The organism is Gordonia sp. OPL2 (assembly GCF_003797825.1).
GTDB lineage: Bacteria > Actinomycetota > Actinomycetes > Mycobacteriales > Mycobacteriaceae > Gordonia.
This window is the reverse complement of the sequence record NZ_RKME01000003.1, coordinates 188,609-212,243: the sequence shown is the minus strand read 5'-3', so window position 1 is coordinate 212,243 and position 23,635 is coordinate 188,609. Positions and strand designations below refer to the sequence as shown.

10 protein-coding genes and 1 pseudogene are annotated in these 23,635 nt (G+C 68.6%); 5 read left to right on the top strand and 6 right to left on the bottom strand.

What is annotated here, in order from left to right; genetic code table 11:
- Positions 1-84: 84 nt before the first annotated feature.
- From EEB19_RS05440 to EEB19_RS05430, 3 genes are all read right to left on the bottom strand, one after another.
- Positions 85-1,302 (bottom strand): PLP-dependent aspartate aminotransferase family protein, encoded by a 1,218-nt coding sequence (locus EEB19_RS05440; protein ID WP_187583900.1) that lies wholly within the window; start codon positions 1,300-1,302, stop codon positions 85-87.
- Positions 1,299-2,486: an OpgC domain-containing protein gene (opgC, locus tag EEB19_RS05435; protein ID WP_187583898.1), complete on the bottom strand. Its 1,188-nt coding sequence runs from the start codon at positions 2,484-2,486 to the stop codon at positions 1,299-1,301. The genes EEB19_RS05440 and opgC overlap by 4 nt, the downstream gene beginning before the upstream one ends.
- A 116-nt stretch (positions 2,487-2,602) precedes the next feature.
- Positions 2,603-4,387, bottom strand: a complete 1,785-nt coding sequence (locus EEB19_RS05430) for a long-chain fatty acid--CoA ligase (protein WP_187583896.1) — start codon at positions 4,385-4,387, stop codon at positions 2,603-2,605.
- A gap of 259 nt (positions 4,388-4,646) precedes the next feature.
- Between EEB19_RS05430 and EEB19_RS05425 the strand changes: the two genes are divergently transcribed.
- The 3 genes from EEB19_RS05425 (at position 4,647) to EEB19_RS05415 (ending at position 11,301) form a co-directional block, all read left to right on the top strand.
- Positions 4,647-6,410, top strand: a complete 1,764-nt coding sequence (locus tag EEB19_RS05425; RefSeq protein ID WP_187583894.1) for a DEAD/DEAH box helicase — start codon at positions 4,647-4,649, stop codon at positions 6,408-6,410.
- Between the two features lie 289 nt (positions 6,411-6,699).
- Positions 6,700-7,032, top strand: a complete 333-nt coding sequence (locus EEB19_RS05420) for a rhodanese-like domain-containing protein (protein ID WP_187584058.1) — start codon at positions 6,700-6,702, stop codon at positions 7,030-7,032.
- 102 nt (positions 7,033-7,134) lie between these two features.
- Positions 7,135-11,301 carry an AAA domain-containing protein gene (locus tag EEB19_RS05415; RefSeq protein ID WP_187583892.1) on the top strand — a complete coding sequence of 1,389 codons (4,167 nt, stop codon included), beginning with the start codon at positions 7,135-7,137 and terminating at the stop codon, positions 11,299-11,301.
- A gap of 78 nt (positions 11,302-11,379) precedes the next feature.
- Here the strand turns inward: EEB19_RS05415 and EEB19_RS05410 are convergent, their stop codons facing one another.
- Together EEB19_RS05410 and EEB19_RS05405 are read right to left on the bottom strand one after the other, a co-directional pair.
- On the bottom strand, positions 11,380-12,174 hold the full coding sequence (locus EEB19_RS05410) for an NAD-dependent deacylase (RefSeq protein WP_316245459.1): 795 nt from the start codon (positions 12,172-12,174) through the stop codon (positions 11,380-11,382).
- Positions 12,175-12,275: 101 nt separating this feature from the next.
- Positions 12,276-12,686, bottom strand: a pseudogene (locus EEB19_RS05405) (HIT family protein); the annotation flags it as partial.
- Positions 12,687-13,202: 516 nt separating this feature from the next.
- Here EEB19_RS05405 and EEB19_RS05400 point away from each other — a divergent pair.
- Together EEB19_RS05400 and EEB19_RS05395 are read left to right on the top strand one after the other, a co-directional pair.
- Positions 13,203-22,442, top strand: a complete 9,240-nt coding sequence (locus EEB19_RS05400; RefSeq protein WP_187583888.1) for a type I polyketide synthase — start codon at positions 13,203-13,205, stop codon at positions 22,440-22,442.
- 20 nt (positions 22,443-22,462) lie between these two features.
- Positions 22,463-22,855, top strand: a complete 393-nt coding sequence (locus tag EEB19_RS05395; RefSeq protein WP_187583886.1) for a holo-ACP synthase — start codon at positions 22,463-22,465, stop codon at positions 22,853-22,855.
- A 138-nt stretch (positions 22,856-22,993) separates the two neighbouring features.
- Here EEB19_RS05395 and EEB19_RS05390 read toward each other — a convergent pair whose 3' ends face one another.
- Complete coding sequence (locus tag EEB19_RS05390) at positions 22,994-23,626, bottom strand: TetR family transcriptional regulator (RefSeq protein ID WP_187583884.1); 633 nt, start codon at positions 23,624-23,626, stop codon at positions 22,994-22,996.
- Between the last annotated feature and the right edge of the window lie 9 nt (positions 23,627-23,635).

The window sequence follows — 23,635 nt, the reverse complement described above, 5'->3', positions numbered from 1 at the left end:
TTCGCTCGCTCGTCGCTACTCGACCGGCGGTGGGGGTTGGGCTCGCTCGTTCGGCGCTACTTGACCTACGGTGCGGGTCGCGGTTCAGCGGTGGGGGCGCCGACCGAAGGTGGCGTCGAGCGCCGACCGCAGGTCGTGCTCGAGGTCGTCGGGATCCTCGAGACCGACCGAGAAGCGCAGGTGGCCGTATCGTCGGAACTCCTCGGGGTAGGCGGCCACGCGCGGACCGTCGGTGCCGACATGCACGATCAGCGACTCGTCGTGTCCCAGGGATACGGCGGAGGTGATCACCCGCAGGTTCGAGACGAACCGATTCTGGTCGGCCGGTGTGCCACGGACGGCGAACGCCATCATCCCGCCGAATCCGCGCCCACCGAATTGTCGTGTGGCGAGGTCGTGTTGGGGATGGGTGGGCAGGCCCGGGTACGCGACGAAGGCGATCCGGTCGTCGTCGGCGAGCATCGCGGCCAGGCGCTGCGCCGACGACTGATGCGCCGCCAGACGCAAGGGCAGTGTGATCGCGCCGCGCGAGATGAGCCATGCGTTGAACGGCGAGATCACTCCGCCGACGTCCACCATCGCCTCGGCGCGGATCGGTTCGATGAGCTCGCGCCGGCCGATGACCGCTCCACCCATGGCATCGCCGTGGCCGTTGATGTACTTCGTCAGCGAGTGGGCGACCAGATCGGCGCCGTCGGTCAGCGGCCGATACAGGGGAGGTGGAGTGAAGGTCGAGTCCACCACCAGCAACGCGCCCTTGTCGTGCGCGATGTCGGCGAGCGCGGCGATGTCGGCGACCTTCGTGGTCGGATTGGCGACGGCCTCGGTCACGACGAGCCGGGTCGTCGGCCGGATCGCCGCCCGCACCGCGTCGTGATCGGTGACGTCGACGAAGGTCGCCTCGATGCCGTACTTGCGGGGGAGCAGCGTGGACCAGAGCTTGTAGGTGGCCTCATAGGTCGTGTCGGACACCACGACATGGTCACCGGCGGACACGTGCGTGAAGAAGATCGCGTGGAGCGCGGCGACGCCGGAGGCGAGTGCCACCGCCTCCTCACCGCGGTCGAGCGCGGCGAGCTTGTCCTGCAAGGCGATCTGGTTGGCACCCGAATTGCGCGAATAGAAGAGACGGTCGGTGCCCGACCAGTCCATCGTCGACGGATCGTCGGGGAGGTGATACGAGTTGGCCATCGTGATCGGTGTCCTGATGGCCCCGGACTCGGACACCGAGTTGCCGGCGTGCACGCAGAGGGTGCGATCACCGACCGTCCGCGGATCGACCGGATAGGGACCTGCGGTCATGGCACTCCCACGGTCGTGACATCGGATGAGCGAGTCCGGGGCGGATCGATCGGCTCGGCGAGCTGCCGGGCGACCGGAGGCGGCCGTCGACGCATCGCGGCGAGGTGCTCGGCGGTGATGATCGGGAGGCGGTGGAGTTTGTCGACGCCGTAGGCCGCGCGGAACTCCGACCACGCCCAACACAGTCCGAACACCACGACGACGACGCAGGCATTGGTCATCGACCCCCACGGCCGATGGGCGATGTGAATGGGCACGATCACCAGCGCGATCGCCTGCAGAACATACGAATCGAGACTCCGGGTGCCGGTCATGACCAGCGGCCGCAACCAATCCTTGTGCCACCAACGCAGCAGCGCACGGAAGATGCCGTACACCGCCGGTATCGCCAGCCAGGCGCCGATCACGCGTGCCGGTCGGAAGTCGAGTTTGTCCGCGACAGCGGGTTCGATGTGTGTCCACGGTCCGGTGTCGACCGTGAAGTGCAGGAACAGCGCGACTCCGACGGCGACGGCGACGATCGCCGGCAGGGTGCGGTCGATGCGGTCGGCGACGTTCCAGTCCCGCCACTTCCATCCGATCACCACCGCGGGTACGAACATGATCTGCCAGGCCGCCCAATTCTGGATACGCGGACCGGCCATGTAGGCGGTCAGATAGAACCAGTCGGGGGACCACACGACAGAGATCACATAGAGGGCGAGCGACGCCATGAGGATCGCCGCCCACCAGCCACGCATGAGCACGGGGAACAGCAAATACGCCGATGCCATCAGCACCATGTAGAGCAACAGGATGTTTCCGCCACTGGGCAGATAGCGCATGGTGAACGCGAGCTCGAGGCCTTGCGACCAGCCGTCGATGGGGAGCAGCAGGGTCAGCCAGCGATGACCCTCGACGGCTGCGGCGACTGCGACGAGGGCGATGGTCAACTGGCAGACATAGAGGACGATCAGCCGGCGGGTGAGTCGCCGATAGGCGTACCCGAGCGAGTGGCGTTCGATCCAGCGGCGGTAGACGAGGCCCAGCACCAGACCCGACAGCAGTACGAAAGCCGACATGCCGTCCACGTAGGGATAGGCGTGGGTCGGCGACGCGATGAGGGTGCCATCGGCGAAATGCAGCGAGATCATGCTCCAGATCGCGAGTCCCCGTGTCGCGTCGATGGCGAGATCTCGGTTCATCGCATGTCACCCTACCCAGCGGTCAGGATGCGAGCCGAACAGCCGCGCGCACATCACGCCGACATGCCTCCGCCCGGCACCGCGACGAATCGTGGTGCCGGGCGGAGGCGGGTGACTCAGGTGTAGAGATCGGCGATGGCGCGATTGTGCGCGTCGTGGATGACGTTGCGCTTCAACTTCAGCGTCGGGGTCAGTTCGCCGGACTCGATGGTGAAGTCGGTGTCGAGGATGGCGAACTTCTTGATCGCCTCCGCGTTGGACACCTTGGTGTTCGCCTCCTTCACGGCGGCGTCGATCTCCGCATTGAGGTCGGCATTGCCGGCGAGATCGGCGAGCGACGTGTCGGCGGGGAGTCCGTGACGGTCGAGCCAGCCAGGCACGGCCTCGACGTCGAGGGTGATCAGGGCCGCGATGAACGGCTTGTTGTCGCCGACGACGAGGCACTGGCTCACCATCGGGTGTGCCCGGATGGTGTCCTCGAGCTGTGCGGGGGACACGTTCTTTCCGCCGGCGGTGACGATCAGTTCCTTCTTGCGGCCGGTGATGAAGAGATAGCCGTCGTCGAGGCGACCGATGTCGCCGGTGTGGAACCACCCGTCGATGATCGCCTCACCGGTGGCCTTCTCGTTCTTCCAGTAGCCGCCGAACACCACGGGGCCCTGCAACAGCACCTCACCGTCGTCGGCGATCGCGACCGTGACGCCCGGGACCGGCCGGCCGACCGATCCGACCTTCTGGTGCTCCTCGTTGTTCGCGGTGACCGCCGCCGTGGTCTCCGACAGGCCGTAACCCTCGTAGACCGGGATGCCGACGCCGCGGAAGAAGTGGCCCAGGCGCGCACCCAGGGGAGCGCCGCCGGAGATGGCGCCTTCACACTGTCCACCGAGCGCCGCACGGAGCTTGCCGTAGACGAGTCGGTCGAACAGGGCGTGCTTGAGCTTGAGTCCGAGTCCCGCCCCGCCGGTCTCGAGGGCCTTGCTGTACTCGATCGCGGTGTCGGCGGCACGATCGAAGATGCTGCCCTTGCCGCCGTCGTAGGCCTTCTGCTTGGCGGAGTTGTAGACCTTCTCGAACACACGAGGCACCGACAGCACATAGTTCGGCTTGAACGTTCCGAGATCCTCGATCAGATTCGGGATGTCGTTGGTGTGTCCGAGGATGACGCCGTTCTCGACGCATCCGACGGCGACCACGCGGGCGAACACATGCGCGAGCGGGAGGAAGAGCAGGGTGGACTTGCCCTCGACGAGACCTGCGCCGACGGCGTCGCGGGTCGCGGCACACTCGGCCAGGAAGTTGGCGTGGGTGAGGACGACCCCCTTGGGCCGTCCGGTGGTCCCGGAGGTGTAAATCAGGGTCGCCGCGTCGGACGACAGTGCGTTCGCATGCCGCTCGTCGAGTTCGGCGTCGGCGATCTCGGCGCCCCGCTTGGTGATCGTCGCGAGCGCCTGCTCGTCGATGATCAGCGTCTCGCGCAGGTCGGGGGCCTCCTCGATGACGCCGAGGTGTTTGGTGTGGTGCGCCTGCTGCTCCACGAACAGCAGAGCGGTACCGGAATCCTCGAGGATCCACTTGACCTGATCGGGTGCCGACGTCTCGTAGATCGCGACCGTCGTGGCGCCCGCGCGCCAGATCGCATAGTCGAGGACGGTCCACTCGTAGCGGGTCGACGACAGGATCGCGACGCGCTCACCAGGTTTCACACCCGAGGCGATCAGGCCCTTGGCGACGGCGTCGACCTCGTCGACGAACTGCTTGGCGGTCACGTTGATCCACTGGTTGCCCGAACGTTTCCGGAACAACGGCATCGTCGGCCGCTCGGCCCGATACCGGAGGATGCTGTCGACGGTCGTCGCCTTGTCCTCGATGGACAGATTCGACGGAGTGGAATACTGCTCCATGGCGGCCTCCCCTAGCGCGCAAATACGGTCATAACGGACACGGGCGAGCCCGTGTGTGCTCCGTCTCATCACTGTTAAGTGTCACTGACAGTACCAGTGTTGGTGTCGGCGATCACAGATCGGCGATCCTGCTGTGACCGGGCACGATCGGGGACGCGGGTCACCACGAGGTCACGGCCGTCGCCGACGATTGTCCACAGCACCGGTCGGCCGATTAGAGTTGGCCTGATGAATGGGACTGCGCATGACAGATCCGGGCATGACTGACCCGGCCGACGAACTCTCCGGCTCCGACGGCCAGATCGACTCGTTCGACGACCTCGACATCGCTCCTCGGGTACGCCAGGCCATCGCCGACGTCGGATACGAGTCCCCGTCGCCGATCCAGGCCGCGACGATCCCGCCGCTGATGGCCGGTCGCGACGTCGTCGGCCTCGCCCAGACCGGCACCGGCAAGACCGCTGCCTTCGCGGTGCCGATCCTGTCCCGGATCGATCCGGCGGTCCGTCACCCGCAGGCCCTCGTCCTGGCGCCCACCCGTGAACTCGCATTGCAGGTGGCCGAGGCGTTCGGTCGCTATTCGTCCCATATGCCCGAGGTCCGGGTGCTGCCGATCTATGGCGGCCAGAGCTACGGCGTGCAGCTCGCCGGACTCCGGCGTGGAGCCCAGGTCATCGTCGGCACGCCGGGGCGTGTCATCGACCATCTGGACAAGGGGACCCTCGACATCTCGCAGCTGGACCATCTGGTCCTCGACGAGGCGGACGAGATGCTCACGATGGGTTTCGCCGAGGACGTGGAGCGGATTCTCGCCGAGACCCCGGACAGCAAGCAGGTCGCGCTCTTCTCGGCGACCATGCCCAGCGCGATCCGTCGACTCGCGCAGCGCTACCTGCACGATCCGCAGGAGATCACCGTCAAGGCCAAGACGGCGACGGCGCAGAACATCACCCAGCGCTATCTGCAGGTGTCCCACCAGCGCAAACTCGATGCACTCACTCGGTTCCTCGAGGTCGAGACGTTCGACGCGATGATCGTGTTCGTGCGGACGAAGTCGGCGACCGAGGAACTGGCGGAGAAGTTGCGGTCGCGTGGATTCTCCGCCGTCGCGATCAACGGCGACATGGCTCAGGCGCAGCGCGAGCGGACCATCAATCAGCTCAAGAACGGTCAGATCGACATCCTGGTGGCGACCGACGTCGCGGCCCGCGGACTCGACGTCGACCGCATCTCGCATGTCGTCAACTACGACATCCCGCACGACACCGAGAGCTATGTGCACCGCATCGGACGCACCGGGCGCGCGGGCCGGTCGGGCAACGCGCTGCTGTTCGTGTCTCCCCGTGAGCGTCATCTGCTGCGGGCGATCGAGCGGGCGACGCGCTCGACCCTGACCGAGATCGGTCTGCCCAGCGTCGAGGACGTGAACGCACAGCGCGTGGCGCGTTTCGCCGACTCGATCACCGAGAACCTCGGCTCCGATCACCTCGACATGTTCCGTCAGCTCGTGGAGAACTACGCCCGCGACAAGGACGTCGCGATGGCCGACATCGCCGCCGCGCTGGCGCTCGAGACCCGCGACGGCGGCTTCCTGATGGCCCCCGACCCGCCCGAGGGTGAGCGTGGTGAGCGCCGCGAACGCAGTCCACGTCGTTCGTCCGGCGGACAGTTCGCGACCTACCGGATCGCGGTGGGCCGCAAGCACAAGGTGTCGCCCGGAGCGATCGTCGGTGCGATCGCGAACGAGGGCGGCCTCACTCGTGGCGACTTCGGCAACATCAGCATCCGCGACGATTTCTCCCTGGTGGAGTTGCCCGAGAACCTCGACAACGAGACGTTGTCCTCCTTGCGGCACACGAAGATCGGCCGGAACCCCATCGACATCAAGAAGGACCACGGCCCACCCCGCACGCGCGGCGGTGCCAAGCGTGGCGGTGGCCACGGTCGCGACGGCCACGGCAAGCGCTCCGACAGCTGGGGCAAGCGGTCGAATCCGCGTGTCGCCGGCCGCGGACGCGGCTGAGCAGGTCCCGCGCACGACCTGACCGACCAGCCCGCCGGAATCGATCCGCGGGCTGGTCGTCTGTCGTCGGAATGCGTCGTCGGCGGACCCGATCGTTTCTGTGAGGGCCATGTGAGGTTGGGGAGACCGTGGTGCAAAACTTGCCGGTTCGAGATATTTCCGTAACCTTTTGGTGTGGGGGAACGACAGAGTTCATGGGTGACGGATGGCCGTCGCCGACCCCGCTGACCACGAAAAGCCGTGTGTCAGAACAGATTCGAACGAGAACAACAGGAATGGTGAGTCACCAGTGTCAGTGGTGAATTCGATTACAGCAGCCGACGCGAAGACCCATTGCGAGCACGATCACGCGGTGATCGTCGATGCGCGCCCCCAGGTGATGCGTCACCAGGGCTCGCTGCCCGGGGCCGTGGTGGTGGAGCCGAACGACGTGCGCGAGCGATTCACGCCGACGCCGTCGGGCACGTTTCCCGTGGTGCGCGATCCGGACACCGAGATCGCCGTCGTATCGGTCAGCTCACAGGCGCCCGCCATCGCCGAACAGATCGCCCGACTCGGTTACACCAACGTGCACTACGTCGACGGCGGCTACCGCGCGATGAGCACCCAGTACCGGACCTGATCCGCGCATCGGATTCGGTTGGTAGCGTTTTTCACGTATCCACGCCAGTGAATCCTGCCGACGACGCCGGAGGACGGCGGACGGAGGAGGGATCGAGTGGGCATGTCCGACGGGAGTGACACGCAGCGGAGCGATCAGGTCCTCCGACTGCTCGGCTACCTTCGTGAGTTGGTCCGGTCCCGCTCGGAGATCGTCAACGACGTCGAACGCCACCCGGGTGTCGTCTGGATCGGCAGATCCACCGACATCCCCGTCCGCGCCTCGGCCGGTGCCGGACAACCCGTCATCGAACTCGACCCCGATGCCGACGGCCACGCGTCGGTGGCGCAACTGCTCGACGAGTTGCACGAGAGTCCCGAAACGCTCGACTTGGTGGTCGCCAACGCCCTGATCACGGTCCGCGACGCCGACGACGACGGCGACACCCGCATCCGTGATCACCTCGTCACCCAGCAGGTGATCGCAGACCGCGACGACGAGACCGGCCGCATCCGGATCTCACTCGGCACCGGTTCGGTGCCGATGGTCCACGACACCTATCTCCTCGCGCCGATCGAGGGCATCGACCTGTCGGACGCGATGCCCGCTCGCGGTCGGATCGCCGATCTCGTCAACCCACTGGGCGGCCGGTTCCCCGAACTGGTCGACTCCTGGCGTCAGCAGATCTCCGTCGACAGCGACACGGTCAGCCTGGCCGTCGACAATCGGCCGGCGCTGGTCCTGCGTCGCCGCGGCGTGACCGCCGCACTGTCCTTCTACGACGCGATCCTGGCCGAGGTGCGGGCACATCCCGACGATCTCCCGATCGGTCTCGCCCAGCTCGTCGCTCCGATCGAGGCGCCCGAGCGTCTGGCCGCGCTGGCCCGGGCGGACGTGATGTCGCCCGACGACCTGGTCCGCGACGCGCTGTATCCACTGCCCGCCAACGTCGAACAACGTGACGTCCTTGCGCAACTCGGCGTCGACAGCGGGGTCGTCGTCGAGGGACCGCCGGGCACCGGCAAGACCCACACCATCGCCAATCTCACCGCAGCCCTGCTCGCCAAGGGACAGCGTGTCCTGGTGACCAGCGAGAAGGCCCACGCGCTGACGGTGATCCGCGACATGCTGCCCACCGAACTGCGCGAGCTGGCGGTGTCGATCGCCGACGTCGGGCGTGACGACGCCGACGCAACGGTCTCCGGTGTCGAGGCGATCGCCGAGAAGAAGGCGGCCCACCAGCCGCGCGTCGTCGAGGCGGAGATCGCCGATCTCCTCGACAAGCGCGAGCAGGCGACCTGGAAACGTGAGCGAGTACTCCGCGAGCTCTGGAGCGCACGGGAGTCGGAGACCGAGGTCCACGAGTGGGTGGCCGGGGACTACCGCGGGACGGCCGCCGACGTGGTCCGCCAGTGCGCAGCGGACGCGCCCGAGCACGACTGGCTGCCCGGACCACTCGACGGGGTGGCGCCGCCGCTGGACGCCGACGAGTTCGTCCGGCTCCTCGATCTGCTCCGAACCACCGACCATCCCCGCTCGCGTCTGGGCCAACGTCTCCCTGATCTCGCCGATCACCTCCCCGACACCGCCGCGCTCGAGAGCATCTGCGAACGAATCGCGCAGCGTCCCACCGAGCCCATGGTCGGCAGCGGATCGTTGCTGTCGATCCTGGCGGGCGTCGACAGTGCGCGTCTCGTGCGCATCAAGGAGGTGTGTGAACGTCTGGCCGTGGCGTCGGCGGAGGTCGCGGGATTCCCGGCGACCGTGGTCGACATGGCCGACCGACTCCTGGACGGCCAGGCCCAGCATCTGTGGTCGCGGGTGATCGGGCTGTCGCCGATCATCGCCGAGGCGGCCGAGCGGGATCGGACGATCGGTGCTCACGTCGTCACCGCAGACGGAGCCGGGCCGGGGGACAGCGAGGTGTTCACCGCGGCGGCCGATCATCTCGCGTCCGGCGGACGATGGCGGGGACGACTCCTGCGTTCACCCGAGCAGCGCGCGGTCGAGGACTCCGTCGTCGCGGCCACCGTCGATGGGCGGGTCCCCGCCGACGAGCGATCGCTGCGTCTGGTGGCCGACCACCTCGCGGTCATCGAGGCAGTCGGTCAGGTGCAGCGCGTCCTTGCCGATCTGCATGTCCCGGTGGACAACTCGGGGTCTCGGTCGACCCAGTTGAACACGCTCGTCCGGCTGGACAACCAGCTGGCATGGATCTCCGAGCTCCTGTCCGGACGTGATCAGTTGGTCCGCGAACTCGAGGCCATCAGCCCCGGCGGACCGCGCCCCCGCAGCGTGGCCGAGGTGTCGGCGGTGGCATTCCAGGCGGGGGAGATCGCGTCGACCAACGATGCGGTGATCGCCGAGCACGAGCTCGCCGCGTGTTCCTACCGTCTGTCCGCCGAGGTCGAGCAGGGGCCTTCGCCGGAAGGTGATGCCCTCGTGGCCGCCCTGGCGAATGCGGATGCGACGGCGATCGCGTCCGCCCGGCGCCGCTGGAACACCGCGCGCGAGGAGTTGCAGTCACAGACCGCCCTGGATCTGCTGTCGCTGCGTCTTCGGGGCAAGGCGCCGGAGTTCTACGCGCTGCTCACGGAGACGGCCGACGATCCGGCGTGGGATGTGCGGCTGCGTGACGTCGCCGCCGCATGGGCATGGCGTCGGGCCCAGACCTGGGCGGAGGACCGCAGCGATCCCACGCTGGAGACGCGCCTGCAGGCCGAACTCGACGAGTACGAGGCGGACATCGCGCAGTTCACGGCCCGGCTGACCGCGGCACGTGCGTGGCGGGCGTGCCTGGATCGGATGAGTGTCGCGCAGGTACAGGCGCTGCAGTCCTATCGCGACCACATGATCAACCTCGGCAAGGGATCGGGCAAGCACGCCCACCGGTTCCGCGCTGCGGCGCGCGACGCGATGGAACAGGCGCAGAGTGCGGTCCCGGCCTGGATCATGTCGATCAGTCAGGTCGCCGAGACCGTCGACCCGCAGCGGGACGCGTTCGACGTGGTGATCGTCGACGAGGCCAGCCAAGCCGACATCACCAGTTCGTTCCTGCTCTGGCTGGCTCCGCGGGTGATCGTCGTCGGCGACGACCGGCAGTGCGCTCCGAGCGGGCTGTCGGGCACCACACTCGACGACGCCTTCGCCAAACTCGACTCCCACCTGCCGGATCTGCCGAATTACCTGCGCGACGGGCTGACTCCTCGATCGAGCCTGTTCTCGTTGTTGCGCAGCCGGTTCGGGCATCTGATCCGTCTGCGTGAGCACTTCCGGTCGATGCCCGAGATCATCGAGTTCTCCTCGCGCCAGTTCTATTCGGGCGCGCCGCTGATCCCGGTACGGCAGTTCGGTGCCGACCGGTTGCCACCGCTGCGTTCGACGTCGGTCGACGACGGCGTCGCGAGTGGGCAGGGTGCCGCGGTGGTCAACGAGAACGAGGCGGCCCGGATCGTCGAGGCGGTGACCGCCTGTCTGCGTGATCCGGCGTACGACGGACTGGATTTCGGCATCATCGCGCTGCAGGGGACCCGGCAGGTCGACGAGATCACCCGTCGGTTGCGGGCGGTGATCGATGACGACGAATGGCGGGCGCGTCGTATCCGCGTGGGGACGCCCCCGGATTTCCAGGGCGACGAACGCCGCGTGATCCTGCTGTCAATGGTGGTCTCGGATCCGTCCGCGATCGCCCCGCTCACGCGGGCGGAGTCCCAGCGCCGGATGAACGTGGCGGCGTCGCGGGCCATGGATCAACTGTGGCTGTTCCACTCGATCGACCTCGACCGGCTCAAGCCGAACGACCTGCGGTACTCACTGGTCGGCTACGTCGAGTCGAATCAGGGACCGACGATTGCGCCGATGCCGGCCGATGTCTCCGATCATCAACGCCGACAGCCGTTCTCGAGCCTGTTCGAACAGCGCGTGTTCAACCGACTGGCGCAGCGCGGATATCACGTCGTGCCGTCGGTGACCGTCAACAACAGGGTCATCGACCTGGTCGTGACCGGTTCGGACGCCCGGATGGCCGTCGAGTGCGACGGTGACTCGTTCCGGACGACGGGGGAGCAGGCACGCTCCGACATGGAACGCGAGCGTGAGTTGCGGCGGTGCGGCTGGGAGTTCTGGCGCGTCCGGGAATCGGAGTTCGAACTCGATCCCGAGCGGGCGCTCGACGGCCTGTGGGAGGCACTCGACCGGCGGGGCGTCAAACCCGGCTCGGTGACGCAGGCCCCGTCCACGGGCGAAGCCGGGTCCGGATGGGAACCGATCGATCTGACCGCGGGGGAGTAGACGCATCAACCGCGGCGCGGGGAGGTCGGGGCCCGGGTAGAGCGCGGGGAGGTCGATGCCCGGGTGTCGCGCTGGTGCCTAGCCGGACTCGACCGCGTCGAGAAGCGCGGGAAGGCCGACCGCGGCGGTGGTACGCACGGAGTGCGTCGCCACCGGCGTGAGTGCGGATGGCTCCGGATTCACCTCGATGACGGGGATGCCTGCAGCGCGGGCGCGCTCGGGCAACGCCGCCGCCGGGTGCACCACGCCACTGGTCCCCACCACGATCACCACATCGCAGGCGCGAAAAGCATTGTCCGCGCGCGACATCGCGTCCTGCGGCAGGTGTTCGCCGAACCACACCACCCCGGGCCGTACCGCGGACAGACAGACCGGGCACGACGGCGGTTCCACCCGGACCTGGTGCACCGCACGCTCGGGTTCGGCATCGGTTCCGTGATACGGCCGCCCGCAATTGCTGCAGCGGGGCGCGAAGAGACTCCCGTGCAGGTGGCTGATCACGTCACTGCCGGCGCGCTCGTGGAGATCGTCGACATTCTGGGTGACGACCATGACTGTCCGGTCGCGCCCGAGGTCGGCGACCGCACGATGACCTGGATTCGGCCGGGCCTCGCGCACCAGCCGGGCCCGCCACTGATACCAGGCCCAGACCAGATCGGGGTCCTCGCGCCATGCCTCGGGGGTCGCGAGTCGAGCGGGGTCGAATCGTTCCCAGAGCCCGGTCTCGGCGTCCCGGAACGTGGCGATCCCGCTCTCCGCCGACATCCCGGCCCCGGTGAACACGGTGATCCATTCGGCTTCCCGGACCAGCTCGACCGCCGCTGCGGGCAGGTCGACGTGATCCGGGATCTCCGTCTCGTCCCGAGCGGTCACCGGTCGCCCGCCGATCGGTCGCCCGCCGATCGGTCGTCGGCCGCTTGATCGTCGGCTGTGTGATCGCCCGCCGGACCCTCGCCGGGCCGGGGTGGCTCCGCGAGCGCGGCACGCAGGATCTGCGCCGTCTCGTCGGGGTCGGGATCGCGCCGGACGACCAGGCCTTTCGCGAAGCTGAGTTTGTCTCCGTCATGTCGTGGCACCACGTGAAGGTGCGTGTGGAACACGGTCTGAAACGCGGCTCTGCCGTCGTTGATCACGAGGTTCACGCCGTCGGCGGCGATGGCGCCCGACTTCATCGCGGCCGCGATGCGCTGGCCGGCCGCCATCAGGCCGGCGCCGAGATGGGGCGGCAGATCGGCGAGACCGGATGAGTGTCGACGCGGGACGAGCAGGGTGTGCCCGCGGGTGACCGGGCGGATGTCCAGGAAGCCGATCACGTCGTCGTCGCGGTAGATGGTCCGCGACGGCGCGATCCCCTCGACGATGTCGCAGAACACGCACGATGTCATGCCGCCCCACCTTACTTTTCGCGGGTCGTCCGACGTCACGCGGTGGTGCGCCACGACCGCCTCACCAGGAGTGCACCATGTCACATAACGATTGCATAACGGTCGAAAACACCTGCTCGGGACCCCGATCGAGCGCTCGGGCACCGCCCGTCAACTGGGGGTATGACGAGCAGTCGGGCAGGGCGTTCGGTGAACACCTGTGTTACTCGCGGGGTTACCCACGGGTATACCGACTAGTCACAACGGAACATGAGGAAAGCCTCATTTTCATGTGCCATCATGGTGTCACGTTCACGCCGACGATGACTCACGGCCGAGTCTCGCGAGCCGCCGAAACCCTTGTGCGGCAGGCGTGTTCAAACAGTGTGCCAGAGAGCGCCGCACTGGGACCGCAACCACCCGACGACCGACATCGCTCAAGTGTGTGGCGTGCCTGCTGCCCGCACCACGACGCCAGCCCCCACGACCCGCGACACGACGAGCCCCTCCCGCCGTGTCGAGACCAGAGGAGAACCCGTGACCGTCGACCACCACCGCTCAGGAGCACAGGGCGCCGCTCGCGCGGAGCGTCCCACGACCACTCTGATCGACCGTCTCGCCGACGGCGAGCCGTATGCCATCAGCTTCGGCGGTCAGGGATCACCGTGGCTGCCCACGTTGGCCGAGCTGGTCGTCGACGCCGACCTCGAGCACCGGATCGCCAAGATCGTCGAGGCGGCCGAGCGGATCATCGATCCTGTCGCCGACCGCATCACGATCGCCGTCGCGGACGGCTTCCACCCCCTGACCTGGGTGCGCGCGCTCGACGCCGAGGAGTCGGTGCCCAGCGACACCGAGCTCGCCGACTTCACGCTGTCCGGCCCGGGTGTGTTGCTGACCCAGCTCGCGGCCATCGAGGCGCTGAAGAAGCAGGGCCTCGACACCACCACGATCGCGCCGACCGCGGTCATCGGTCATTCGCAGGGATCGATCGCCACCCATGCCATCGGCGCCGAGGGGCACGTCGCCGAGTCCGGTCAGGGTCTGCTGCTGGCGATCGCGCATCTCATCGGTGCCGCCGGCACCGTCGTCGCGCGTCGCCGTGGACTCTCCACCACGGGTGACGGCACCCCCATGCTGGCCGTCAGCGGAGCCACCCCGGCGCGCATCGCCGAGATCCTGGCCCAGTACCGCGAGGGACTCAGCTCGTCGGATCTGGCCACCGCGCCGGTCATCTCGATCACCAACGGACGCCGCTCGGTCGCGCTGTCGGGTGCGCCGCGCCATCTGGCCGCCTTCGCCGCACTGTGCGAGCGGATCGCCGATGCCGAGGCCGACGATCGCAAGCGCAAGCTCACCGGCGGGGCGCCGTTCGCCCCCAAGTTCGATCACCTCAACGTGAGCGTTGCGTTCCACCACCCGGCCATGGCCGAGGCCGTCGAGCTCGTCGGGCAGTGGGCCGACGAGTGCGCGATCGACCGCGACACCGCGGTCGCCCACGCGCGCGCCATCCTGGTCGACACCGTCGACTGGGTGGCGACCGTCGACGGGGTGGTCGACTCGGGCGCCAGGTGGATTCTGGACTTCGGTCCCGGCGATCTCGCCACCCGTCTGACCTCCTCGCTCGTCCGTGGTCAGGGCGTCGGCCTGGTGTCCGCCGCCCTGCGCGTCGGCCAGCGAAACCTGTTCAGCCCCGGCGGTATCCCGGAGGTCGCCCGCCCGTGGACGCAGTTCGCGCCGCAACTCGTCGAACTCCCAGACGGCCGCCGCGTCGTCGACACCGCCTTCACCCGTCTGACCGGCCGCTCACCGATGCTGCTGGCAGGCATGACCCCGACCACCGTCGACCCGGCCATCGTCGCCGCGGCCGCCAACGCCGGTCACTGGGCCGAACTCGCCGGCGGCGGACAGGTCACCGAACAGATCTTCGCCGACAATGTCGAAAGGCTCACCGATCTCCTCGACGACGGCCGTCAGGCCCAGTTCAACGCACTGTTCCTCGACCCGTACCTGTGGAAGCTGCAGCTCGGCGGCAAGCGACTCGTACAGAAGGCGCGTGCTCAGGGCGCCCCGATCGACGGTGTCGTCGTGTCGGCCGGTATCCCCGAGCTCGAGGACGCGGTGGCGCTGGTCGATGAATTCGTCGAGGCGGGACTGCGTTTCGTCGCCTTCAAGCCGGGTACCGTCGAGCAGATCCGCGCCGTGGTGCGGATCGCCGCGGAGGTCCCGCATCACCCCGTCATCGTGCAGATCGAGGGTGGGCGCGCCGGTGGCCACCACTCGTGGGAGGACCTCGACGACCTGCTGATCGCGACATACGGCGAGTTGCGTGCGCGCAATAACGTCGTCATCTGCGTCGGCGGTGGCATCGGCACCCCCGAGCGCGCCAGCGAGTACCTGACGGGCGCATGGTCGGCGGGATACGGATACCCGTCGATGCCGCTCGACGGCATCCTGGTCGGCACGGCCGCGATGGCGGCCAAGGAGGCGACCACCGCCCCCGAGGTCAAACAGCTGCTCGTCGACACCGTCGGCTGCGACGACTGGATCGGTGCCGGACACGCCACCGCCGGAATGGCCTCCGGGCGCAGCCAGCTCGGTGCCGACATCCACGAGATCGACAACACCGCGTCGCGGTGCGGCCGGATCCTCGACGAGGTCGCCGGTGACGGCGATGCGGTCGCCGAGCGCCGCGACGAGATCATCGCCGCCATGGCCGACACCGCGAAGCCGTACTTCGGCGACGTGGCGACCATGACCTACCGCGCATGGCTCGATCGCTATGCCACGCTCGCCGTGGGCGACGGACGGTCGGATCAGTTGCCGTGGGCCGACATCACCTGGCAGCAGCGCTTCGTCGACATGCTGCAGCGCACCGAGGCCCGGATGAGCCCGGTCGACTCCGGCCCCATCCCGACGATGTTCGGCGAGCTGGGAAGCACCGATGATCCGCACTCGGCGATCGACGCCCTCGGCAGCGTCTACCCCGAGATCGAGTCCGATGTGCTGCACCCCGCCGACGTCTCGTTCTTCCTCGAGCTCTGCCGCACGCCGGGCAAGCCGGTCAACTTCGTGCCGATCATCGACAAGGACGTCCGGCGCTGGTGGCGCAGCGACTCGCTGTGGCAGGCCCACGATGCGCGGTACCCGGCCGACGCCGTCTGCGTGATCCCCGGACCGGTCGCGGTCGCGGGCATCACCCGCGTCGACGAGCCGGTCGGTGAACTGCTCGACCGGTTCGAGGCCCGCGTCGTCAGTGATCTCGAGGGCGCCGGCACCGAGTCGGTCGCCGTCGACACCCGCAAGCGCGCCGGTCTGGTCGCCGGTGACGGCACCATCGTCGCCGTCCTGGAAGCCGACGACGTCGACTGGGTCGGCCGAATGGTTCCCAATCCGATCGCTTTGCTCGGTGATCGCGATCGCTGGGAACTCGTCGACCCGAACCGTGCCGAGCACGAGCCGACCGGTTCGGTGCTGGAGCGCGTATCCGACGACCGCTTCGATCTGATCTCACCGATCTCCGGTGCGTCGGTGCGTATCCCGCTGCACGTGGACGCCACCCTGCTCGATGGCGGCAACCCCCGCGTCGGGATCGACGAGGCCGCCCAGGCCATGCGCGAGATCCTGACGGTGGCCGCCGGTGGCGGACTCGCCGAGGTCACCGACGGTGCCTCGACCACGACCGTGGCCTGGGATCCGGACAGCGTCGCCGATCATGCCGCCGTCACCGGTTACACCATGCCGGCACACCTGCGCCCGACCACCCCGACCGAACCGTTCGGCTTCGCCGTGCCCGACACACTCGTCGGCGCCTCGTGGCCGAGCGTCTTCAGCGTGATCGGTTCTGCCCGCACGGATTCCGGCGCTCCCGTCGTCGAGGGTCTCCTGGACCTCGTCCACCTCGACCACGCGGTCGAGCTGGTCGGCGAGATCCCCTCCGTCGCCACCGAACTGACGGTCACCGCCCGTACCGGCACCGTCCACGACACCGAGGTCGGACGTGTCGTCGAGGTGAGCATCGAGGTCGCCGGACCCGACGGTGTCATCGCGACGATGCAGGAACGCTTCGCCATCCGTGGACGTCTGGGTGCCGAGCAGCTGTCCGATCCGGCGCGCGCCGGCGGGGCGGCGACCGGCGAGCAGTCGGCGACCCGCAAGCTCCTCCGGTCGGCCACCGTGACCGCGCCGAGCCGGATGAACGGCTTCGCCGCGGTCTCCGGGGACCGCAACCCGATCCACACCGACACCACCGCGGCCCGGCTGGCCGGTCTCGGCGATCCGATCGTGCACGGCATGTGGCTGTCGGCCGCCGCCCAGCAGGTGGTCACCGCGACCGACAGCAAGAACCCGGTCCCGTCGGCACGGCCGCTGATCGGCTGGACCGCGCGGTACCTCGGCATGGTCCGCACCGGCGACGCCGTCACGATCCGGGTCGACCGGGTCGGGCTCGACGCCGGACGTGAGGTCGTCGAGGTCTCCGCCAAGGTCGGCGACGACCTGGTCATGAGCGCGACCGGCCTGCTGGCCGCTCCCCGGACCGTCTATGCCTTCCCGGGGCAGGGCATCCAGAGCAAGGGGATGGGTCTCGACGCCCGCTCCCGCTCGAAGGCCGCCCGCGAGATCTGGGACCGCGCCGACAAGCACACCCGCGCCGCACTGGGCTTCTCGATCCTCGCCGTCGTCCGCGACAACCCGACGACCCTCGTCGCCAACGGCACCACGTACAACCATCCCGATGGCGTGCTGTACCTGACGCAGTTCACCCAGGTCGCGATGGCGACCCTGGGTGTCGCGCAGATCGCCGAGCTGAAGGAATCGGGTGGCTTCGTCGACGGCGCCATCACGTGTGGTCACTCCGTCGGTGAGTACAACGCACTGGCCGCCTGTGCCGGCGTCCTGCCGCTGGAGGCCGTCCTCGAGGTCGTCTTCCAGCGCGGCGAGGCGATGCACCATCTCGTCCCCCGAGATGAGCTGGGCCGCAGCGACTATCGCATGGCCGCCATCCGCCCGAGCCAGTTCGGACTGGCCGACGGTGACGTCACGGAGTTCGTCGCCGAGGTCGGTGCCTCCGTCGGCGAGTTCCTCGAGGTCGTCAACCTGAACCTGCTCGGCTCGCAGTACGCGATCGCGGGTACGGTCCGCGGCCTCGAGCATCTGGAGGACGAGATCGAGCGCCGCCGTACCGAGTTCGGCGGGAAGCGGTCCTTCATCCTGGTCCCGGGAATCGACGTGCCGTTCCACTCGACCGTCCTGCGTGCCGGCGTCCCCGAATTCCGGGCCAAGCTGGGTGAACTCCTGCCGGAGCACATCGACCCGGCGATCCTGGTCGGCCACTACATCCCCAACCTGGTGCCGCGGCTGTTCACCCTCGAGCGGTCCTTCGTCGAGGAGATCGCGGCGCTCGTGCCGTCCGATCCGCTGAACGAGGTTCTCGCGGACTGGGATTCGTGGGAGGCCAACCCGAGTGGCCTGGTTCGTGTGGTGCTGATCGAGCTGCTGGCCTGGCAGTTCGCCAGCCCGGTCCGCTGGATCGAGACCCAGGAACTGCTGTTCGCCGGACCCGAGCGTGACGGCCTGGGTGTGCAGCGATTCGTCGAGATCGGCCTGAAGGGTGCACCCACCCTCGCCGGCCTCGCGTCGAACACCCTCAAGCTCGACGACTACGCCTCGGCGACCACCGAGGTCGCCAACGTGGAGCGGGACTCCGACCTGATCCTGGCCAAGGACTCGGGTCCCGAGCCCGAGGACGAGGCCGACGACACACCGGCACCCGCCGCAGAGACAGCGGACTCGGCCGCCGCCCCGGCCCCGGCGGCCCCGGCCGCAGCGCCCGCTCCGGCACCGGCGGCCGGCGGCCCGCGGCCGGACGACATCGCATTCGGTCCGTCTGACGCGGTCAAGTCCGTGATCGCGCTGTGGACGAAGATGCGCACCGATCAGATCGGTTCCGCCGACACCATCGAGGCCCTGTGCGATGGCGTGTCGTCGCGCCGCAACCAGCTGCTGCTGGACATCGGCGGCGAGCTCGGACTGGGCGCGATCGACGGTGCGGCCGAAGCCGACATGAATGCGCTGTCCTCGACGGTCGAGACGCTGGCGCGTGGCTACCGTCCGCTGGGCCCCGTGCTCACCGACGCCGTCGGCGACCAGGTCCGCAAGGTGCTCGGTCCGGTCGGCAAGCGCCAGTCCTACATCGGCGATCGCGTCTCGAACGTCTGGCAGCTGGGCCCCGGGTGGGGACTGCATGCCACCGTGGCGGTCGCGCTGGGCACCCGCGAGGGTGCCAGCGTCCGCGGCGAGGACCTCGGGAACCTGCTCGACGGCCCCCTGGCCAACGCCGACGCCCTCGACGCCCTGATCGATCGCGCCGTCACCGCGGTCGGCTCCGCCCGGGGCATCTCGGTCGCGAAGCCGGCCGCCGAGGGTGGCGGTGGAGCGACGGTCGACGCCGCCGCACTCGGTGAGTTCACCGAGCAGATCACCGGCCGTTCCGGTGCGCTGGCCTCGGCCGCCTACACCGTGCTGGAGAAGCTCGGCCTGGCCGACGTCGCCGACACCGCCGAGGTCGTCGAGGACCCGAACGCGGTCATCGCCGAACGCGTCAGCGCGGAACTCGGTTCGGACTGGGCGCGCACCGTCGCGCCGGCTTTCGACGCGGCCAAGATCGTCCTCGTCGACGACCGCTGGGCGACCAGCCGGGAGGACCTCGTCCGCATCTGGCTCACCGACGAGCACGACCTCGACGGCGACTTCGAGCGTGTCGTCGCCCGGTTCGACGGCGCGGGCCACACCGTCGCGCAGCATGCGACCTGGTGGCAGGGCAAGGCTCTGGCAGCCGGAAATTCGGTCCACGCACGGGTTTTCGCGGGCATCGCGCATGCCGCGGAGCAGCCCGGGGTGGGGCAGTGGTCCGACGAGATCGCGGTCGTCACCGGTGCGGGCAAGGGATCGATCGCCTCGGGCGTGATCGCCGGACTGCTGGCCGGCGGCGCGACCGTGATCGCGACGACCTCACGTCTGGACTCCGCCAAGCTCGCGTTCTACAAGAAGCTGTACCGCGAGAACGCGCGATTCGACGCGGCGCTCTGGGTGGCTCCGGCGAACATGGCGTCCTACACCGATGTCGACGACCTGGTCGAGTGGATCGGCGCCGAGCAGACCGAGAACCTCGGTGGCACGACGTCGGTGATCAAGCCGGCGATGAAGCCGACCCTGCTGTTCCCGTTCGCCGCGCCGCGCGTCGCCGGTGACCTCACCGACGCCGGTGGCCGTGCCGAACTGGAGATGAAGGTCCTGCTCTGGTCGGTCGAGCGGATGATCGCCGGCCTGGGCGAACTGCACGCCGATCATGACATCGCCGCCCGCGTCCATGTGGTGCTGCCCGGTTCCCCGAACCGCGGCATGTTCGGCGGGGACGGCGCATACGGCGAGAGCAAGGCCTCGCTCGATGCACTCGTGACCCGCTGGGCCGCTGAGGATTCCTGGAATCAGAAGACCACCATCGCGCACGCGCTCATCGGTTGGGTGCGTGGCACCGGGCTGATGGGCCACAACGACGGCATGGTCGACGCCGTCGAGGCGGCCGGTGTCCGGACCTGGAGCACCGAGGAGATGGCCGCCAACCTGCTCGGCCTGTGCACACCGGATCACCGTGCGCATGCCCGCAGCCAGGCGATCGTCGCCGACTTCACCGGTGGCCTCGATCCGTCGATCGACCTCAAGGCGTTGGCCGGGGCCGCGGCAGACACCGCGTCGTCGGACGCCGAGGACAGCGAGGAGGCGGCGCCGACCGTGGCCGCACTGCCCGCACCCGCGCGCGCGGCGACAGGGATGACCCCGCAGTGGCCGTCCATCGACGCCCGGCCGGAGGATCTCGTCGTCATCGTCGGCGCCGGTGAGCTCGGGCCGTACGGCTCGTCGCGAACCCGCCTCGAGATGGAGGTGCACGAGAAGCTGTCGGCCGCAGGTGTCGTCGAGCTCGCGTGGAACACCGGGCTGATCCACTGGGACACCGCGCCCAAGCCGGGTTGGTACGACACCGAGTCGGGAGATCCGGTGCCGGAGAGCGAGATCGCCGAGCGCTATCACGACGAGGTCGTCTCGCGATGCGGTATCCGTCGCTACGCCGACGAGGGTGCGATGGTCGACAACACGTCGCCGCTGCTCACCTCGGTGTTCCTCGACGAGGACCTCACCTTCACGGTGAGCTCCGAGGCCGAGGCGCGGGCCTTCGCATCGGCGAACCCGGAGAAGACCCGGGTTGCGGAGAACGCGGAGACCGGCGACTGGCAGGTCACCCGCCTGGCCGGCACGGAGATCCGTGTGCCGCGGCAGTTCTCGCTGTCGCGCACCGTCGGCGGCCAGATCCCGACCGGCTTCGACCCGACCCGCTGGGGCGTCACGCCCGACATGGCCGAGTCGATCGACCGTGTCGCGCTGTGGAACCTGGTGGCGACCGTCGATGCGTTCCTGTCGTCGGGCTTCACCCCGTCCGAACTCATGCGGTGGGTGCACCCCGGTCTGGTGGCCAACACGCAGGGCACCGGTATGGGCGGCATGACGTCGATGCGCGAGCTGTACATCAACACGCTGCTCGGTGAGTCCAAGGCGAACGACATCCTGCAGGAAGCACTGCCGAATATCGTTGCGGCGCATGTCGTCCAGTCCTACGTCGGCAGCTACGGCGCGATGATCCACCCGGTGGCGGCGTGCGCTACGGCGGCCGTCTCGGTCGAGGAGGGTGTGGACAAGATCCGTCTCGGCAAGGCTCTGTTCGCGGTGGCCGGCGGCTTCGACGATCTCGGTATCGAGGGCATCGTCGGATTCGGCGACATGTCCGCGACCGCGGAGTCGGCGAAGATGTCGGCCCGCGGGATCGACGAGCGTCGGTTCTCGCGCGCCAACGACCGTCGTCGCGGCGGGTTCGTCGAATCCGCAGGCGGTGGGACGATCCTGCTCGCCCGCGGTGACGTCGCAGCGCAGATGGGCCTGCCCGTGCTCGGTGTGGTGGCCTGGGCGCAGAGCTTCGGTGACGGCGTGCACACGTCGATCCCGGCCCCCGGCTTGGGAGCGCTGGGTGCCGCACGCGGCAACGACGCCTCGCCGCTGGCACTGTCGCTCAGCGCACTCGGCGTCAGCGCCGACGACGTCGCCGTGATCTCCAAGCACGACACGTCCACGCGTGCCAACGATCCCAACGAGTCCGAACTGCACGAGCGGATCGCCTCGGCGATCGGCCGCGGCGACGGAGCGCCGCTGTTCGTGGTGTCGCAGAAGTCGCTCACCGGACATGCCAAGGGTGGTGCCGCCGCCTTCCAGCTGATCGGCCTCTGCCAGTTGCTGCGCGACGGGGTCATCCCGCCGAACCGCAGCCTCGACTGTGTCGACGAGCAGATGCGCGACTACCCGCACCTGGTGTGGCCGCGGGAGACACTCGACCTCGGCGAGCGGTTCCCGCTCAAGGCCGGAATGCTGACCAGCCTCGGCTTCGGTCACGTGTCCGGGCTCATCGCGGTCGTGCATCCGGAGGCCTTCGTGGCGACGCTCGACGCCGAGCAGGCCCCGGAATACCGCCGCATGTCCGCAGAGCGCTCACGCAAGGGCAATCATCGTCTCCTGGAGGCGATGTGCGGTGTCGAGCCGGCCTACCAGCGGCCGCCGAACCGTCGCTTCGACGCAGCCGTCGACGAGCACGACGCCGAGGCCGAGCTGCTGCTCGATCCGTCGGTGCGTCTCGCCGAGGCCGGCAACTACGGCCGCTCCGGCGGGTCGGAGTGAGCCCGGAGTCAGCCGGGTCGATGAGCGTTCTCGGTGTGGGGATCGACATCGTGTCGATCCCGGAGTTCGGCGAGCAGCTCAAGCAGCCGGGCACGACGTTCGGGGACCGTTTCACGGTCCGCGAGCGTCGTGACGCGGCGGCCGGCACCGGCGACGAGGCCCGGCACCTTGCGGCGCGGTGGGCGGCGAAGGAGGCCGTGGTCAAAGCGTGGTCGGTCAGCCGGTTCTCGCGATCGCCGCTGCTGCCGTTGATCCGCCACAGCGACATCGAGGTGGTCACCGACAACTGGGGCCGTCCGGCGATCCGCCTCGGCGGCGAGATCGGAGAACTTCTCACCGACACCCGGGTGCACGTCTCCCTGACCCACGACGGCGACACCGCGGCTGCGGTCGCGATCCTCGAAGGAGTCTGACGCCGGGACCCGATCGACGAGAAACAGGGCACGGTGGGCGAATCGAATTCGCCTACCGTGCCCTGTTTTTCGCTCATCGTGCCTGGTTGTCGCGGATCGTGTTCAAGCACCGCGGCGGCGGTCGTCGGCCGGCATACCTCACGCCTCGGCGGTGGTCTCCTCGAGCAGGAGATAGCCGGCCAGCATGCGTTTGAGTTCGGCGACGGTCAGCTCGTGGTCGTGGCCGTCCTGCACCGAGAAGCTCAGAACCGAGTACGCGGTGTGGACGAGTACCTGCGACATCATCTCCCGGCGCGTGCGCTGGGTCGGTGTCAGCGGGGCGAGGATGCGGGCGACCTGCTCGGCGAGCATGCGCTCGTTCAGCGATGCCGTGGCCCGCGTGGCCGGTGTGGACTGGACGGCCAGCCAGACCGCGCGGCGCGATGGATCGTCGCGCCAGAGCGCGGCGAGGTGATCGAGGAACTTCTCCAGCAGATGCGGCCATTCGAGCGACGGGATCTCCGAGGCGAAGGCGGTCAATTCCTCACGGACGTCCACGGTGTCCATGCGATCGAGTTCGCACACGATGACGTACTTGTTCGCGAAGTACTGGTACAGAGTGCCGATCGGGACCTCGGCGCGGGAGGCGATCTCCTCGCACGTGAGCGACTCGAAGCCGACCTCGATGAGCAGCTCCCGCGCCGACGACAACATCGCGGAGAACTTCTTCTTGCTGCGCTCCTGCGTCGGCCGCTTGCGAGGGACCAGCGGCTCGGCGACTGACGTGGACATGGTGGTCGT

Coding starts and splice junctions, on each gene's coding strand:
- EEB19_RS05440 (WP_187583900.1), bottom strand. CDS start 1,302: ATGACCGCAGGTCCCTATCCGGTCGATCCGCGGACGGTCGGTGATCGC.
- opgC (WP_187583898.1), bottom strand. CDS start 2,486: ATGAACCGAGATCTCGCCATCGACGCGACACGGGGACTCGCGATCTGG.
- EEB19_RS05430 (WP_187583896.1), bottom strand. CDS start 4,387: ATGGAGCAGTATTCCACTCCGTCGAATCTGTCCATCGAGGACAAGGCG.
- EEB19_RS05425 (WP_187583894.1), top strand. CDS start 4,647: ATGACTGACCCGGCCGACGAACTCTCCGGCTCCGACGGCCAGATCGAC.
- EEB19_RS05415 (WP_187583892.1), top strand. CDS start 7,135: ATGTCCGACGGGAGTGACACGCAGCGGAGCGATCAGGTCCTCCGACTG.
- EEB19_RS05395 (WP_187583886.1), top strand. CDS start 22,463: ATGAGCGTTCTCGGTGTGGGGATCGACATCGTGTCGATCCCGGAGTTC.
- EEB19_RS05390 (WP_187583884.1), bottom strand. CDS start 23,626: ATGTCCACGTCAGTCGCCGAGCCGCTGGTCCCTCGCAAGCGGCCGACG.